The 15,750-nt window shown below is 41.2% G+C and carries 15 protein-coding genes; 12 read left to right on the top strand and 3 right to left on the bottom strand.

What is annotated here, in order from left to right:
• Nucleotides 1-48: 48 nt before the first annotated feature.
• Nucleotides 49-939 (bottom strand): LysR family transcriptional regulator, encoded by an 891-nt coding sequence (locus tag H8S51_RS10745; protein WP_186898719.1) that lies wholly within the window; start codon nt 937-939, stop codon nt 49-51.
• 226 nt (nt 940-1,165) lie between these two features.
• Here H8S51_RS10745 and leuC point away from each other — a divergent pair, with 226 nt between their 5' ends.
• Together leuC and leuD are read left to right on the top strand one after the other, a co-directional pair.
• Nucleotides 1,166-2,428 (top strand): 3-isopropylmalate dehydratase large subunit, encoded by a 1,263-nt coding sequence (gene leuC / locus H8S51_RS10740; protein WP_186898720.1) that lies wholly within the window; start codon nt 1,166-1,168, stop codon nt 2,426-2,428.
• Nucleotides 2,429-2,451: 23 nt separating this feature from the next.
• The gene (leuD, locus tag H8S51_RS10735; RefSeq protein ID WP_186898721.1) at nt 2,452-2,940 is read left to right on the top strand and encodes a 3-isopropylmalate dehydratase small subunit; all 489 of its coding nucleotides are present in this window, start codon (nt 2,452-2,454) and stop codon (nt 2,938-2,940) included.
• 157 nt (nt 2,941-3,097) lie between these two features.
• On the opposite strand, the gene H8S51_RS10730 is transcribed toward leuD, so the two are convergent.
• The gene (locus H8S51_RS10730) at nt 3,098-3,973 is read right to left on the bottom strand and encodes a helix-turn-helix domain-containing protein (RefSeq protein WP_006858760.1); all 876 of its coding nucleotides are present in this window, start codon (nt 3,971-3,973) and stop codon (nt 3,098-3,100) included.
• Nucleotides 3,974-4,241: 268 nt separating this feature from the next.
• Here H8S51_RS10730 and gnpA point away from each other — a divergent pair, with 268 nt between their 5' ends.
• The 6 genes from gnpA (at nt 4,242) to H8S51_RS10700 (ending at nt 11,292) form a co-directional block, all read left to right on the top strand.
• A complete protein-coding gene (gene gnpA / locus H8S51_RS10725; protein WP_006858761.1) occupies nt 4,242-6,404 on the top strand; it encodes a 1,3-beta-galactosyl-N-acetylhexosamine phosphorylase in 2,163 nt (720 codons plus the stop codon).
• A gap of 82 nt (nt 6,405-6,486) precedes the next feature.
• Nucleotides 6,487-7,845 carry an ABC transporter substrate-binding protein gene (locus H8S51_RS10720; protein WP_015560606.1) on the top strand — a complete coding sequence of 453 codons (1,359 nt, stop codon included), beginning with the start codon at nt 6,487-6,489 and terminating at the stop codon, nt 7,843-7,845.
• Nucleotides 7,846-7,910: 65 nt separating this feature from the next.
• Entirely contained in the window at nt 7,911-8,795 is an 885-nt protein-coding gene (locus tag H8S51_RS10715) for a carbohydrate ABC transporter permease (protein WP_186898722.1), read from the top strand.
• Nucleotides 8,796-8,865: 70 nt separating this feature from the next.
• Nucleotides 8,866-9,594, top strand: a complete 729-nt coding sequence (locus H8S51_RS10710; RefSeq protein ID WP_015520676.1) for a carbohydrate ABC transporter permease — start codon at nt 8,866-8,868, stop codon at nt 9,592-9,594.
• Nucleotides 9,591-10,055 carry a hypothetical protein gene (locus H8S51_RS10705; protein ID WP_006858764.1) on the top strand — a complete coding sequence of 155 codons (465 nt, stop codon included), beginning with the start codon at nt 9,591-9,593 and terminating at the stop codon, nt 10,053-10,055. Before H8S51_RS10710 ends, H8S51_RS10705 begins: the two co-directional genes overlap by 4 nt.
• Complete coding sequence (locus tag H8S51_RS10700) at nt 10,006-11,292, top strand: right-handed parallel beta-helix repeat-containing protein (protein WP_186898723.1); 1,287 nt, start codon at nt 10,006-10,008, stop codon at nt 11,290-11,292. Before H8S51_RS10705 ends, H8S51_RS10700 begins: the two co-directional genes overlap by 50 nt.
• A gap of 21 nt (nt 11,293-11,313) precedes the next feature.
• On the opposite strand, the gene H8S51_RS10695 is transcribed toward H8S51_RS10700, so the two are convergent.
• Nucleotides 11,314-12,375, bottom strand: a complete 1,062-nt coding sequence (locus H8S51_RS10695; protein ID WP_118596958.1) for an FAD:protein FMN transferase — start codon at nt 12,373-12,375, stop codon at nt 11,314-11,316.
• A 252-nt stretch (nt 12,376-12,627) separates the two neighbouring features.
• Here H8S51_RS10695 and proB point away from each other — a divergent pair, with 252 nt between their 5' ends.
• The 4 genes from proB (at nt 12,628) to H8S51_RS10675 (ending at nt 15,739) form a co-directional block, all read left to right on the top strand.
• Nucleotides 12,628-13,479, top strand: coding sequence for a glutamate 5-kinase (gene proB / locus H8S51_RS10690; protein WP_117918915.1), 852 nt, complete (start codon nt 12,628-12,630; stop codon nt 13,477-13,479).
• 52 nt (nt 13,480-13,531) lie between these two features.
• Entirely contained in the window at nt 13,532-13,756 is a 225-nt protein-coding gene (locus H8S51_RS10685; RefSeq protein ID WP_186898724.1) for a DUF896 domain-containing protein, read from the top strand.
• On the top strand, nt 13,731-14,324 hold the full coding sequence (locus H8S51_RS10680; RefSeq protein WP_118592492.1) for a 5-formyltetrahydrofolate cyclo-ligase: 594 nt from the start codon (nt 13,731-13,733) through the stop codon (nt 14,322-14,324). Before H8S51_RS10685 ends, H8S51_RS10680 begins: the two co-directional genes overlap by 26 nt.
• A 146-nt stretch (nt 14,325-14,470) precedes the next feature.
• The gene (locus tag H8S51_RS10675) at nt 14,471-15,739 is read left to right on the top strand and encodes a glutamate-5-semialdehyde dehydrogenase (protein ID WP_186898725.1); all 1,269 of its coding nucleotides are present in this window, start codon (nt 14,471-14,473) and stop codon (nt 15,737-15,739) included.
• The last annotated feature ends 11 nt before the right edge of the window (nt 15,740-15,750 follow it).

Genomic DNA, 15,750 nt, shown 5'->3' with positions numbered 1-15,750 from the left:
ATGATAATAGAATGTTCGCGGAGCGTGCATTCTATTATATTGTATCTGTTAAAAGTTTTTATAAAACCGGATAAATTCGGCGAGTGTTTTGGAAGGTTTTGTTGTTGTCTTATAGGCAAAACCGACCTCACGCTTATGGATCGGGATTCCAAGAGGAATCTCCACTAAGGCGCCGGAGGCAAGATCCTCTTTTACAAAACTTTTGATGACGCATGCAACGCCGACTCCGATACGGGCAAAGTCGATCAAAAGATCCATGCTGGAGATATCGATGGATTCTTTGACCTGAATCTGGTTGTCGGAAAGATAGTCGTCGATATACTGGCGTGTCATATTGTTTTTATCGAGCAGCATCAGTGTTGAGTTTGTCAGAATCTGATCCTTGTGGACGCCGCGCGCACGCAAATTCCGCAGATAGTCTTTGGTGCAGACAAAGATATCTTCGATCTCCTCGAGAAAATCAAAATTGATATTTTTTAAATTATCCGGTTTTCCTACCAGACCGATATCGATCTTATTGTCATCGAGCAGTTCGAGTGTCTCGTTGGTCGACTGGCAGGTGATGGAGATAGAGACATGCGGGTTCTGTCTTATAAATTCCTGCAAATAAGGAAGCAGCAGATATTTACAGAGGGTTGCGCTGACACCGATCTTTAAGTGGCCGACACCGAGTTCAATGGAGCGTTTTAATTTTTCCTCACCGAGGGTTAAAGTCTCAAAGGCGCTGCTCACATGGTCGTAGAGCAGTTTTCCCTCATCGGTTAAGACAACGCCGCGGGAACTTCTAGAAAACAGCTTGCAGCCGACACCTTCCTCTAATTTCTGGATGGATTTACTGATGGCAGGCTGGCTGATGTAGAGTTCTTTTGCAGCCTTTGAAATGTTGCCGGTATTTGCAACGGTATAAAAAATCCGGTAAGATGATAAATTCTGGTTCATGATAAAATTCCTTTCTGATACTGGATACATCAATAATTTTTCTTATTATACCATGAAGTTTAGTTATGGCAAATATATTTATTATGTATTTTTATTATAGTAATACCTGTGTTAGAATAACATACAGATAGGACAGCGAGTGTTGTTCTACACACACATCACACAAAAAAGGAACGGGCACACACCATTCCTGACACAGATTTTAATTTTTTAGGAGGATATACCCATGGGGATGACGATGACACAGAAAATCCTTGCAGCACATGCAGGACTTCCATCAGTCAGTGCCGGACAGCTTATTGAGGCAGATTTGGATCTGGTTTTAGGCAATGACATTACTTCACCGGTGGCGATTCATGAAATGGATAAAATGAAGGTGGACGGTGTCTTTGATAAGGATAAGATCGCACTTGTGTTAGATCATTTTGTGCCAAATAAAGATATCAAATCTGCACAGCATTGCAAATGCGTCAGAGAGTTTGCCTGCCGGCATGATATTACAAATTATTTTGATGTAGGAGAGATGGGAATAGAGCATGCACTGCTGCCGGAGAAAGGTCTTACCGTGGCAGGCGATGTCATTATCGGTGCGGATTCCCACACCTGTACCTACGGTGCGCTGGGTGCATTTTCCACCGGAGTCGGCAGTACCGATATGGCGGCTGGTATGGCAACCGGAAAAGCATGGTTTAAAGTACCTGCAGCGATCAAATTTGTCCTGACCGGCAAACCGGCAAAATGGATCAGCGGAAAAGACATCATTTTACATATCATTGGAATGATCGGTGTGGACGGTGCACTCTACAAATCAATGGAATTTGTTGGAGATGGCATTTCCTACCTTTCAATGGATGATCGTTTTACGATTGCAAATATGGCAATCGAAGCAGGTGGAAAAAATGGTATTTTCCCGGTAGATGATCTTGCAAAAGAATATATGGAGGCACATTCCAAACGTCCATATGTTGTCTACGAGGCAGATGAGGATGCAGAGTATGAGGAGACTTATACAATCGACCTTAGTACTTTAAAACCTACTGTTGCATTCCCACACCTTCCGGAGAACACAAAGACGATCGACGAGGTCGGCGACATCAAGATCGACCAGGTAGTGATCGGTTCCTGTACAAACGGAAGAATGGATGACCTGCGTGTGGCAGCTTCTATCTTAAAAGGCAAAAAAGTAGCAAAAGGACTGCGTGTGATCGTAATCCCGGCAACACAGCAGATTTACCTTGATGCGATGGAAGAAGGGCTGCTTAAGATCTTTATCGAGGCTGGTGCAGTTGTGAGCACACCGACCTGCGGACCTTGCCTTGGTGGTTATATGGGAATCCTTGCAGAGCATGAGCGCTGCGTTTCCACCACAAATCGTAACTTCGTAGGAAGAATGGGACATGTGGAGTCTGAGATTTATCTTGCCAGCCCGGCAGTAGCGGCAGCAAGTGCGATCACCGGAAAACTTTCCGGACCGGATGAAGTAGCATAGGTTTAAGAAAAAGGAGAGTAAACATGAAAGCAGCAAAAGGTCATGTATTCAAATACGGAGACAACGTAGATACCGATGTCATCATTCCGGCAAGATACTTAAATTCTTCTGATCCAAAGGAACTGGCATTGCATTGTATGGAGGATATCGATAAAGATTTCATCAAAAATGTCAAAGCCGGAGATATCATGGTGGCAAATAAAAACTTTGGATGCGGTTCATCCAGAGAGCATGCTCCGATTTCTATAAAGGCAGCCGGAGTAAGCTGTGTTATTGCAGAGACATTTGCACGTATTTTTTACCGTAATGCGATCAATATCGGACTTCCGATCATTGAATGTCCGCAGGCAGCAAAAGAGATCGAAGCCGGAGACGAAGTGGAAGTCAACTTTGACACAGGAGTGATCACGGATGTGACAAAGGGTACCTCATATCGGGGCCAGGCGTTCCCGCCGTTCATGCAGAAAATTATTGACTGTGAGGGACTGGTCAACTATATTAACCAGAAATAAAATGAAAATCAATGAATAAGAAAATCCGTCAAAGACTGGGACTGCATTTCTATGCAGTGGGGCTTTGGCGGATTTTTTTGTTTTGTCGTAATAAAGAAAATGTGTATCATTTTGTGCATGAAATGATCAATTAAGTCTATATGTTTCTATAAAATTTTCAAATATAATAGGAATCATCCTGCATGGTTTTCGAATCTGTTTGTTTCAGTTTACGGTATTGTAGGGGTGACATACCTGTATTCTTTCGGAAAATCTGCGAAAAATACGACTGTGATGAAAAACCTGTGCTGGATGCAACTTCTGCAATCGAGCGACTGGAGCTGAGCAATAGTTCTTTGCTTGCAGCGAGTCTGGTTTCCATCAGGTAATTGATGGGGGATGTTCCAACATACTCCGTAAAAGAATGTGATAAATAAAATTTGTTGATATGGGTGATTTCAGCGAGCAGATCTAAAGTAATATTTTTTGCATAATTAGCATCAATATATTTTTTCGCAACAAAACATTCCTTTGATATTTGCAAAGTGGTATCAGATATGACAGAAAGATGCTGTTCGCGTGTAATATAAACAAGCAAAACCTGTAGGAGACCATGACAGATTGCTTCAAAACCTGGCTTTCTTGCATTAAATTCTTTTATCATAATCTGGGAAAAATTAATAAAGTGTGTTTTGGCGGAACCATAATTATAGTAGCTGTATCCTTTTGGGTTAGCAGCGTTTTGGGAATTAAAATAGAAAGCGAGCCCTTCTACACCAAATACAATATAGGTCATAGGATCGTTTGACATCGTTTTTTCCGTATGTTCAATATGTGGATTTATGATTATCAGATCGTCTGCACATACAGAAACCGTATCATTTTCAATGTAAAATACACCTTTTCCACTGATAACATAGAAAAGTTCAGAAAACTGATGGGTGTGAGGGTGGCTTTGCCAATCCCCTTCGTATTTAGAAATAGAAATATAACGAAGTTTAAAATCCGGATCGGGTACTCCTTTGTACTCAAAATTAATTAATTCATTACTCATTTGTATTATCTTCCTGTTGTATCAAATTTTATATCTTATAGATTAAAACCGCAATATTACTAAAATAATGTTGTGAAACTGATGAATAAAATAGCAATTAAATAGGGTTTCTTATTGCAAGTATACAGTAATTTATGATAAATGCAAATATTTTATTGAGCATAAAGCAAGATATATAAAAATTAGAGCAACATAAAAATTGAAGCAGTTGATGCAGACAGATATACTTAAAACATCAGGTGATGAGACAAGAAAGGAGAAGACGGGAATGACAAAACAAACAGGCAGACTGACATTGCCGACCGATGCAGACATTGTCGAGGAAACAATACGATTGAAAAATCTTCTTGGAGCAGATGCATTGCGTGACTGTGACGGAACGGAGATGCCGGATGCGTTATTGAATGAGCCGGTAAAGAAATATGCAACGTATTATACGACCAGAAAGGATAATGCCTGGGCCGAGCAAAATCCAGAAGAGATTCAACAGGAATACCTGATCAGCAATCGTGTAACTGCAAGAAGTGAAAAACTATGTATAAGATTGATGGAAGGATTTCATACACAGCAGTTAAAAGTCAATACGTTGGATGATCCCAAAAGATGGTGGGAAGTAATTGATCGCACAACGGGTGAAGTGGTTTCTGTCGATGACTGGGAATTTAAAAAAGAACGGGAAGAAGTTGAAATAAAAACCATTCCTTATCATGAATATACGGTAAGTTTTCTGGCGTTTTTAATATGGGATCCTGTACATATGTATAACTTTATTACAAATGATTGGAAAGATACACCACATCAACTGACATATGATGTGCGGCAGCCGAAAACCCAGAAGTACGTAAAAGAAAAATTAAAACGCTGGTGTGAAGAAAACCCGCAGATCGACGTGGTAAGATTTACGACTTTTTTTCACCAGTTTACACTTACCTTTGATGATAAAAAACGTGAAAAATTTGTAGAATGGTTTGGATATAGTGCAAGTGTAAGTCCATACATATTAGAGAAATTTGAAAAGTGGGCAGGGTATAAATTCAGACCGGAATTTATTGTGGATCAGGGATATCACAACAGCATGTTCCGTGTGCCAAGTCGTGAGTTTAAGGATTTTATTGAATTCCAGCAGCAGGAAGTTTGTGCGCTTGCCAAGGAACTTGTAGATATTGTTCATTCCTATGGAAAAGAAGCGATGATGTTTTTGGGAGATCATTGGATAGGGACGGAACCATACGGAAAATATTTTGCAGAAATTGGTCTGGATGCAGTAGTTGGTTCTGTTGGCAGTGGTGTGACACTCCGTATGATTTCAGATATAAAAGGGGTTAAATATACAGAAGGAAGGCTTTTGCCATATTTTTTCCCCGACGTGTTTGGAGAAGGCGGAGATCCCATAGGGGAGGCAAAGGACAACTGGATGAAAGCGAGAAGGGCAATTTTACGTTCTCCGCTTGACCGCATCGGATATGGCGGATATTTAAAATTGGCCAGTGAATGGCCGGGATTTATAGAAGAGATTCAAAGTGTTGTCGGGGAATTCAGACAGATACATGAAAATATGAACGGGACGAAATCTTATGTTGCACCATTTAAAGTAGCAGTTTTAAACTGTTGGGGAGGTTTGCGGAAATGGATGTCAAACCAGGTGCATCATGCAATATGGCACAGAGAAACTTATTCTGCAGAGGGAGTGCTGGAATGTCTGAGTGGAATGCCGTTTGATGTGGAATTTATCTCTTTTGATGATGTGAAAAAAGGAATCCCAAAAGATATCAGGGTGATCATCAATGTTGGAGATGCATATACGTCATTCAGTGGAGCTGAAAATTGGATTGATGAAGCAGTTGTAACAACGTTAAGACAGTTTGTGGATGAAGGTGGTGGATTTATCGGAGTAGGAGAACCGACAGCATATCAGCATCAGGGAAGATTTTTCCAGCTGGCGGATGTGCTTGGTGTAGATCGTGAGATGGGTTTTTCACTAAGTACAGATAAATATAACGAGAAAAATCCGCAGCATTTTATCTTGGAAGATATTGAAGGGGATATTGATTTCGGAGAAGGTACGACCCGCATTTATGCGCAGGGAGATCATTATCAGATTCTTGCAATGGATGGAGAATACAGCCAGCTGGTTGTTAATCAATACGGAAAAGGTCACGGTGTTTACTTTGCAGGACTGCCGTATTCCCCTCAGAACTGCCGTATTCTGCTTCGTGCAATTTATTATGCAGCGGGAATGGAACAGGAGATGAAACGATATTACGTAACAAATGTAGATACTGAGGTCACTGTTTTTCAGAAAACGCAAAAAATAGCTGTCATAAATAATTCAGGAAAAGAATGTCAGACAGATCTGTATATCAATGGCGATTTTATCGTAAGGTTGACACTAGAACCAGGAGAAATGCGGTGGTTGAATGAGACAATGTAACTATTGATAATTTATGAGTGGTATCATACCGTCATATTTTATAAAATAAAAAAATAATAATTTTTGCAGGGAGGTATTTTTTATGAAGAAAAAAGCATTGGGATTCATGTTGGCAGCAACTATGACAGTATCTGTGCTTGCCGGATGTGGTGGGAACCAAAATGAAGGAAACACGAACGAAAAAGAAAATGTTACGAACAGTAATGAGGATACGCAGAGTGTTTCCGCAGAAACAAATGAAAATGGAGATGAAACACTTACGGTATGGTGCTGGGATCCCACTTTTAATATTTATGCCATGGAACAGGCAGAAAAGATTTATCAGAAAGACCATCCAGATTTTAAACTGGATATTCAGGAAAATATTTATAATGATATTGAGACAAAGCTGATTACAGCTGCAACGTCAGGAGATTACAGTACTTTACCGGATATTTTTCTGATGCAGGACTATTCGTTCCATAAAAATATTGCCAATTTTCCTGGAATTTTTACAGAATTAACAGATTCCGGAATTGATTTTTCACAGTTTACAGAGGGAAAACTTGCAGATTCCACGGCAGAGGGAAAAAATTATGGACTTCCTTTTGATAATGGTGCAACGATTATGGCAATTCGTTCGGATATGGTAGAGGCGGCAGGTCTTACGGTTGACGATTTTAAGGATACTACATGGTCACAGTTTGAGGAACTTGCAAAAAAAGTAGTAGAGGCGAATGGAGTGCCAATGATCGCTTCCTCCGGGGGATCCGAATTACTTATGGAAATGCTGCAGTCGGCAGGAGCCTCACCAATTGTTGACGGAAAGGTTCATATTGCAGACAATGAAGCGTTAAAAAAGACAATGGAAGTTTATAAAAAATTAGTTGATGAGGGTATTATTGCCGAGTATACGGACTGGGATCAGTATATTGCCTCTATGAATGACGGAAAAACAGCAGGAGTGATCAATGGATGCTGGATCATGTCATCCATTCAGGCGGCAGAGGATCAGTCAGGAAAATGGGCAATTGTAAACATGCCAAAACTGGATGGAGTTGATGGAGCCACAAATTATGCAAATTGTGGTGGTGCAAGCTGGGCAGTATCTTCTAACTGTAAGAATACAGAACTTGCATTTGATTTCTTAAAATCTACATTTGGAAGCAGTGTGGAATTATATGATGATCTGTTGCCGAATGCAGGTGCGATTGCAAGCTACATTCCGGCTGCACAGTCTGATGTATATAATCAGGCATCAGATTTTTATGGTGGACAGGCAGTATATAAAGATATCGTTGGATATGCAGGTTCGGTTCCAGCATTTGACTGTGGTGCATACTATTCGGACATAAGAAGTGCATTGACAGATGCAATCACAAATGTTGTTCAGAATAATGCTGATATTGACGGTGAAATGAATAATGCACAGGAAACATTAGAATTTAATATTGAAAATTAAATATGTAAAGTGGTTTGTACCGGGAACAAATTTTATGTTCCCGGTATTACATTAGGAGAAAATATATGGAGAAAAAAAGAAAATTAAGTCTGGAAAGAAAACATAACCTCACTGGTTGGGCGTTTTTGCTTCCGGCAGCTATATTGATTTTTGTATTTTGTTTTTATCCCATGATACAGGCGCTTATGCTGTCATTTAAGAATGGTATGGGAGATTCTGTAAGGTGGGTTGGCTTTGCAAACTATGTCAGGATACTGAAGGACAAAACATTTTTGCAGTGCCTTTTCAATACAGTATTTTATTTTATCATACAGGTTCCAGTCATGTTGATCATTGCCCTTGTTCTTGCTCAATTACTGAACAATCCGAATATAAAGGGAAAAGGAATCTATCGAACTATGATTTTCCTGCCATGTGCAACATCACTGGTATCGTATTCTATGATTTTTAAGTCACTGTTTGCGCAGGATGGTCTGGTAAATCACGTTATTTCTGCGGTTGGACTTCCGACCGTAGACTGGTTTCAGAATGCATGGGCTGCAAGATTTGTAATTATAATCGCGTTGGTCTGGAGATGGACCGGTTACAATATGGTGTTTTATCTTGCAGGGCTGCAGAATATTGATTATTCCGTCTATGAGGCGAGTCGTATTGATGGGGCATCACCGTTTCAACAGTTTACAAAGATCACCATTCCACTGTTAAAGCCTACCATATTACTGACGGCTATTATGTCAACGTCTGGAACACTGCAGTTGTTTGACGAGTCTGTAAATTTAACGGCTGGTGGACCGGGAAAGTCAACAATGACATTGACGCATTATATTTATAACATTTCTTTTGTGGAGACACCAAAATTTAATTATGCGGCAGCACTTTCAGTGTTTATCCTTATTATAGTGGCAATTTTGTCTGCAATTCAAATGAAAGTAGGTGACAAACGTGAGTAAAGGAAAATTATGTATATCACATATTGTATTGATTTTTGCAAGTTTTTTGTCTGTATTTCCACTATATTACATGGTTTGTGGTGCAACCAATCAAAGTATTGATGTGGTCAGGGGAAAACTGTTTCCTGGAACATATTTAGTCGAAAATTTTAAGGCATTGATTGCCAATCAGAATCTGGGGCTGGCAATGATCAATTCATTTCGAAATGCGATTCTTATGACGATTATCACATTATTGGTCTGTTCAATTGCAGGTTATGGATTTGAAATTTATCATGATAAGGGAAAAGACATATTGATGAGTGTATTGTTGTTAGCTATGATGCTGCCATTTGTTGCAATCATGATCCCGCTTTTTAAAATGATCTCTTCCTGGAATCTGGTCAATAGCTGGATTGCATTTGTTTTGCCGTCTATTTCAACGCCATTTATGATTATGATGTTCCGTCAGGCGGCGCGGTCTTTCCCTCATGATATTATAGAGGCGGCTCGTCTGGAGGGGCTAAGTGAAATACAGATTTTTTTCCGGATGTTTGTGCCTGTTATGAAATCAACATATGGAGCTGCAATGACGGTTACTTTTATGAACGCATGGAATAGTTATCTGTGGCCAAAGATTGTCTTTCAAAATAATGATTCCATCACAATGCCAATGCTTGTGGCAAACTTAAAAAGCGGCTACAGTGTTGATTATGGGATGTTGATGCTCGGTGTACTGATCTGTACACTTCCGACGGCGATTATTTTCTTATGTCTGCAGAAAAGTTTTGCAAATGGAATTACGGGGGCTGTTAAATGATAGAAAAAAGATACTGCCTTACACCAGAAGAGTGGGCATATGCGAAAGCCGAACTTGTTCTTGCAGAAAAGCTGGGGTTGATTGAAAACGCCGATATAGAGGCGTTGGAAAAAAGATGTGCAGAAAAAAATGAAGAGAATGCCAGGCTTGAAATGGAGAAAAAGGTATTTTACGGACCGCGCAGATATTCATTGCCGATGTATCTACAGTATGAATTGACGCGTTTCCGGTTGGATTTCGTACAGCCGACAGAAAATATTAGAAAATCAGGAATCAGTCCGGAGATTACAGAAAATCAGAAAAAAGCTTTCTATGAGCGGAATAAAGATTTATTTGGAAGATATTTTGGAGATCTTTTTTCTTATGAAGAGGTAGAGCAGATCATTGAAAAAAGATTGCGGGAGGAAGTGTATGACAGACTTGTGCAGGAAATATTATGTCGATTCGATAAACGGAAATGATACCAATGACGGTTTGAGTGAAAACAGTGCATTCGCAAGTCTTTTTGCCGTCAATAGGCTTGCACTAAAACCGGGGGATCACATATTGCTTGCGTGTGGAAGTGTTTTTGAAAAACAGTTTTTACAGATTCGTGACAGCGGAACAAAGCAGATGCCGATTGTAATTGGAAGTTATGGATGTGGTGAAGATCCTCTGATAAAGACAGACGGACAGGGAATCTGGTATCAGGATTATGGAAAAGAACTGGATTCGCCGACGCATGTTTACCATGGTTATGTTTCCTCGGCAGTACTTCTATTTGATGCCGAGTATATTATCATACAGGATATTGAGATTACAAACAGTGCGGATAAAGTGATCGGCGAAAATTATTCACAGGCAGATAAAATGGAGCGTACAGGTGTTGCAGTCGTTGCAAAAGAGAAAGGTTTAAGATGTGGAATCACACTTCGAAATCTTAAAATCCATGATGTTCATGGAAATGTTTATGACAAGCATATGAATAATGGCGGCATCTATATGACAGCATTACAGCCAGCGGAAGAAGCAATGACAGGAGTGGCAAGATTTTCAGATATCCTGGTGGAGGGATGCTATGTATATCGTGTGAGCCGTTGGGGGATCGCAGTCGGGTATAGTTATGCACATGAGAAATTTGCGGGTGCAGAACTGGATAAAAAAAGGTTTTTGAAATATGGTCATGAGAATATTGTGATACGGGATAATTATGTGAAAATGGCAGGTGGAGATGGAATAACGGTCATGTATGCACTGCGCCCGTTTGTGGAACATAATATGACCGATTCTGTGGCATGTGAGATCAATGACCGTATTTATTGCAATCCGGGCAACCGTGGTGGAAAGGTTGCTGCGGCAATCTGGCCATGGAAATGTAAAGATGCGTTGTTTTGTTATAATGAAGTGGCAGACACGCGGCTGAATCAGGACGGGATGGCTTACGATGCAGATTCCGGGGATGGAACGGTGTATGAGTATAATTACAGCAGGCAAAATGAAGGCGGTTGTGTGATGTTTTGTATGCAGGAGGCCATTCATAACACATTTCGTAATAACGTCAGTTATGATGATTTAGGTGGAACCATCAGTCCGTCCGAAAACCCGGATGCACTGCTTACAGATAATATATTTTATGTTCGCAAGGGAGTTCCTTTTGTGAGAAAGAATATGGATGGTGGAAACTTTACGGAAGAAAATAATCAGATCATACAGTTATAAAATCCATACCATGGCAGATCATCACTCCATCACCTGATACGGAATTTTAGTCCCCATCCCCGAACTAAAATGCAATTCATAATCCTCCGTAATAAAAACGGCTTCTGTATTATCCAGACTTTCCACAAGCGCCATCCCGTCAGCTAAACCCAGTGCAAAACAGGTGGTGGAGAGTCCATCACCGTCCACGGATTCGTCCGTGATGATCGAAACACCCAGCAGTCCGTTATCATAGGGATATCCGGTAGCAGTATCTAAAATGTGATGATAGCGTTTGCCGTCCACCTCAAAATAGCGCTCATAAACACCGGAAGACACAACGGTCTGGTCGGTCACGGATACAGCGAGCATTGCAGCGCCCTCATCGTCAAACGGACGCTGGATGCCAATATTATAGGAAGAACCGTCCGGTTTTGCACCAAGACAGAGCACATTGCCGCCGAGGTTGATATAGCCGCAGGCGGCTCCTTTTTGATTCAGGTAATCTTTCATGCGGTCTGCAATATATCCTTTGGCAATTCCGCCGAGATCAATTTTAGCGGACGGATCTTTTAAGGTGACGGTATTGCCATCTACAACTACATTCTGATAGTCTACTGTCGTTAAAGCCTTTTTGATCTCATCATCAGATGGAATCATAGAGGCATCTGTTTTCTCTAATAAAGCCTTGGTAGAAACATCCCACAGATCCGATAATTTTCCAATCGTAATATCAAATTTTCCATTGCTCAGATCTCCGTAATAAAGCCCTTTTTTGATCAGTTCTGCGGTCTCTTCATGCACGGTGACAGGTGCACCGCCTGCTGCATTGATTTTTGACACATCGCTGTCTGCGATCGTGTTGGAAAAATAATTTTCATAAGTGTCTGCCAGAGAAAAACAGTCATCGAGCAGGGTTTCGTCTTTTGTTCCATATAAGGTGACGGTAATGACGGTATTAAAATAAAAACCCGATTTGGAGATCGATTCGCCGGAGCCGGAAGTTTTGCCAAAATTGAGCCGGGATGGCAGATCACAGCCGGATAGCAGTAAAACCGGCATAGACAGCAGTATACATAAAAATAATCGATAGTTTCGTTTCATAAAATTCTCCATTTTTACCTGATTTTCAAGGAAAACAACTTGAGTTGTCCGAACAACACTTTAGCATAAAAATAAAAATGCCACAAGTATACCATAATATATTATTTTTACTGCAATTCGTTGTAGATGTGCCAATGCAGAACAGATATTCTCTTTTTTTTCTTTGATATTTTGCATCAGATATGATAGAGTATAATACAGTGCATATGTTCGAAAAAGAATAATCAGAAATAAAGGGGATTCAATGGGAAAATGGACCAGAAAAGTTTTCACTTTCATGAGAAAAAAAGAGTTGTTGTTAAGATCGGTTCTTCTTCATTAAATTATGAGGAGACCGGCAGTCTGAATTTTACAAAACTAGAGCACTTAGTGCGCGAGCTTTGCAACTTAAGAAACAGAGGGATGGATGTCTGCTTAGTCAGTTCCGGTGCGATCGCAGTTGGAAGACAGTCGCTTGGCATGACAGAGCGGCCACGGGAACTTTCTACAAAACAGGCATGTGCAGCAGTCGGACAGGCAAGACTGATGATGATCTACCAGAAGCTGTTTGCAGAATATAACCAGGTGGCAGGTCAGGTGCTTATGACCAAAAATACCATGGTCAACCCAGTTTCCAGAGAAAATGCCAAAAATACATTTGATGAATTGTTCCGTTTAGGTGCGATCCCGATTGTCAATGAAAATGACACGGTATCTACCTATGAGATGCAGTTTGGTGACAATGACACGCTTTCTGCGATCGTTGCTTCCCTGATTGGAGCAGATCTTTTGATTTTGTTATCCGATATTGACGGATTATTTACGGATGATCCGCATAAGAATCCGGATGCAAAATTGATCGAAGTGGTCGAAAAGATGGATTCAGACATTCTTGGAATGGCAAAGAGTACGACCGGAAGCGATGTCGGAACCGGCGGCATGGCGACCAAGCTGACCGCGGCAAAGATCGCGACACTTTCCGGGACAGATATGATCATTGCAAACGGAGCAGATGTCTGTGTACTGCATCATATTTTTGATGACAGCTTTAGGGGAACCATTTTTAAGGCACAGAAGAAAGAAACATTCCGTATTGAAGATTTCATATTAGAAACAATCGGATAGAAAAAGATTTGTGTGAATAATAAATTTTTCATGCGCAGGAATGGAGATTTTAATGAAACAGGAACAGATTGACAGAATCAACGCACTTTACCGCAAATCACAGGCAGAAGGGCTTACCGCAGCAGAAAAAGAAGAGCAGGCAATGTTGCGCAAAGCCTATGTTGCAGATGTAAAACGCAATCTCGTAGCACAGTTAAATAACATTGATATGCAAAATCCGGACGGTACGGTCACAAATCTCGGAGAAGAATATGGAAACAAGAAAAAGCTCTCCTGACAAAAAAGAGATCCGGAAAAAGCATCTTGCCATCCGGGACGCAATGTCAGAATCTGAAAAACATGAAAAGAGCAGAAAAATCTGTGATAATCTGTTAAAATCGGACTGGTATGCCAAAACAGACTGGATTTTTGGATATTATCCGCTTGGAAAAGAAGCAGACTGCCTAACGTTTCTCAGACAGGCGTTACATGATGGAAAACATGTCGCGCTGCCACGGACAGGAACAGACTGTACCATGGAATTTTACGAGATCACATCTTTCGCACAGACATCGGAGGGTGCATTTCATGTCATGGAACCAACTGTGGAATGCCGCCGTATAAATCCCATGGATTTATACGACCAACAGGTTGCAGTCTTAGTTCCAGGAGTCGTCTTTACCCCCACTGGCAGCCGCTACGGCTACGGTAAGGGCTTTTACGACCGCTATTTTGCAAGATTTGCAAAGCTAAACCGCTATGCATTAGCTTACGAGAACCAGCTTGAACCAGAGTTGGAAGTACTTGATACAGATATAAAAATGTATCGTATCTATACCGAAGAAAGTGAATATAAGATAATCTGAGGCAATTCAAAGCGAAACTCTCCCAAAACCTTCGACTGTTGTTAAACAGGTGCCCGTTTTACAACAACCACAGCCTATCGCAGAGTTTCGCCCCAAGTATCGCCGCAACACCGTATAAACATTTCACAGAAAGGAAAGGTATCATCATGGAACTAGAACAAATATGCCAGAGAGCCAAAGCTGCATCCCGCACCCTTGCCACGTTAGGCACCAATGAGAAAAATCAGGCTCTTATCGCAGTGGCAGATGCACTTATTGCTGCATCTGCTGATATCATTGCCGCAAATGAAAAAGATCTTGAAAATGGCAGGAATAATCATATGCCGGAAGGACTCTTAGACCGTCTGATGCTAAATGAAGCGAGAATCGCACAGATTGCGGAAGGTCTGCAGCAGGTAGCAGCTTTAGATGATCCGATCGGGGAAGTCCTTTCCATGAAAAAACGTCCGAACGGTCTGATGATCGGAAAAAAACGTGTACCGCTTGGTGTGGTCGGCATGATCTATGAGGCAAGGCCGAATGTGACCGTTGATGCCTTCGGGCTTTGTTTTAAGACCGGGAATGCTGTGATCTTAAAGGGGGGAAGTGATGCGATCTATTCGAATATCGCGATCGTTTCGGTTATCCAGAAGACGTTAGAGCAGCTTGGTATTCCAGAAGAAGCAGCATCTCTGATCGAAGATACGTCAAGGGATACTGCGACAGCATTCATGAAAATGAACCAGTATGTCGACGTTCTGATTCCACGTGGTGGAGCAGGACTGATCCGTGCAGTTGTGAATCAGGCAACGATACCTGTGATCGAGACAGGAACCGGAAACTGTCATATTTTTGTGGATGAGTCTGCTGATTTTGACATGGCGGTAAATATCATTCTGAATGCCAAAACCCAGAGGATCGGTGTCTGTAATGCCTGCGAGTCGCTTGTCATTCATGAAAAGATCGTGGATGCGTTTATGCCGAAACTGACAGAGGCACTTCAGAAAAAAAACGTGGAGGTGCATGCAGATGAGAAAAGTTTTGCGGCAGCAGAAGCCGACGCTGCATTGAATAAAGAACTGATCAAACCGGCGGTGGAAGAGGACTGGGGCAGGGAATATTTAGATTATACGATCTCTGCAAAGACGGTAACTTCCGTGGATGAGGCGATCGCCCATATTAACCGCTATAATACAGGACATTCCGAGGCAATTATTACGGAAAATTATACCAATGCACAGAAGTTTTTAGATGAAGTGGATGCTGCCTGTGTCTATGTCAATGCATCCACACGGTTTTCGGATGGTTTTGAGTTTGGTTTTGGCGCGGAGATCGGTATCAGCACGCAGAAACTTCATGCGAGAGGCCCGATGGGCTTAGAAGCATTAACCAGCACAAAATATATCATTTATGGAAATGGTCAGGTAAGACCATAAGAAAAAGCAAT

The organism is Roseburia rectibacter, from assembly GCF_014287515.2.
Classification (GTDB): Bacteria; Bacillota; Clostridia; order Lachnospirales; family Lachnospiraceae; genus Roseburia; species Roseburia rectibacter.
This window is presented reverse-complemented; position numbering and strand designations above follow the sequence as displayed.

What these genes read in the sequence shown, in the direction of transcription:
- H8S51_RS10685 (WP_186898724.1), top strand. Translation starts at nt 13,532, where the DNA reads ATGAAACAGGAACAGATTGACAGAATCAACGCACTTTACCGCAAATCA.
- H8S51_RS10710 (WP_015520676.1), top strand. Translation starts at nt 8,866, where the DNA reads ATGGTTTGTGGTGCAACCAATCAAAGTATTGATGTGGTCAGGGGAAAA.
- leuC (WP_186898720.1), top strand. Translation starts at nt 1,166, where the DNA reads ATGGGGATGACGATGACACAGAAAATCCTTGCAGCACATGCAGGACTT.
- leuD (WP_186898721.1), top strand. Translation starts at nt 2,452, where the DNA reads ATGAAAGCAGCAAAAGGTCATGTATTCAAATACGGAGACAACGTAGAT.
- H8S51_RS10745 (WP_186898719.1), bottom strand. Translation starts at nt 939, where the DNA reads ATGAACCAGAATTTATCATCTTACCGGATTTTTTATACCGTTGCAAAT.
- H8S51_RS10715 (WP_186898722.1), top strand. Translation starts at nt 7,911, where the DNA reads ATGGAGAAAAAAAGAAAATTAAGTCTGGAAAGAAAACATAACCTCACT.
- H8S51_RS10675 (WP_186898725.1), top strand. Translation starts at nt 14,471, where the DNA reads ATGGAACTAGAACAAATATGCCAGAGAGCCAAAGCTGCATCCCGCACC.
- gnpA (WP_006858761.1), top strand. Translation starts at nt 4,242, where the DNA reads ATGACAAAACAAACAGGCAGACTGACATTGCCGACCGATGCAGACATT.
- H8S51_RS10720 (WP_015560606.1), top strand. Translation starts at nt 6,487, where the DNA reads ATGAAGAAAAAAGCATTGGGATTCATGTTGGCAGCAACTATGACAGTA.
- H8S51_RS10700 (WP_186898723.1), top strand. Translation starts at nt 10,006, where the DNA reads ATGACAGACTTGTGCAGGAAATATTATGTCGATTCGATAAACGGAAAT.
- proB (WP_117918915.1), top strand. Translation starts at nt 12,628, where the DNA reads ATGGACCAGAAAAGTTTTCACTTTCATGAGAAAAAAAGAGTTGTTGTT.
- H8S51_RS10730 (WP_006858760.1), bottom strand. Translation starts at nt 3,973, where the DNA reads ATGAGTAATGAATTAATTAATTTTGAGTACAAAGGAGTACCCGATCCG.
- H8S51_RS10695 (WP_118596958.1), bottom strand. Translation starts at nt 12,375, where the DNA reads ATGAAACGAAACTATCGATTATTTTTATGTATACTGCTGTCTATGCCG.
- H8S51_RS10680 (WP_118592492.1), top strand. Translation starts at nt 13,731, where the DNA reads ATGGAAACAAGAAAAAGCTCTCCTGACAAAAAAGAGATCCGGAAAAAG.
- H8S51_RS10705 (WP_006858764.1), top strand. Translation starts at nt 9,591, where the DNA reads ATGATAGAAAAAAGATACTGCCTTACACCAGAAGAGTGGGCATATGCG.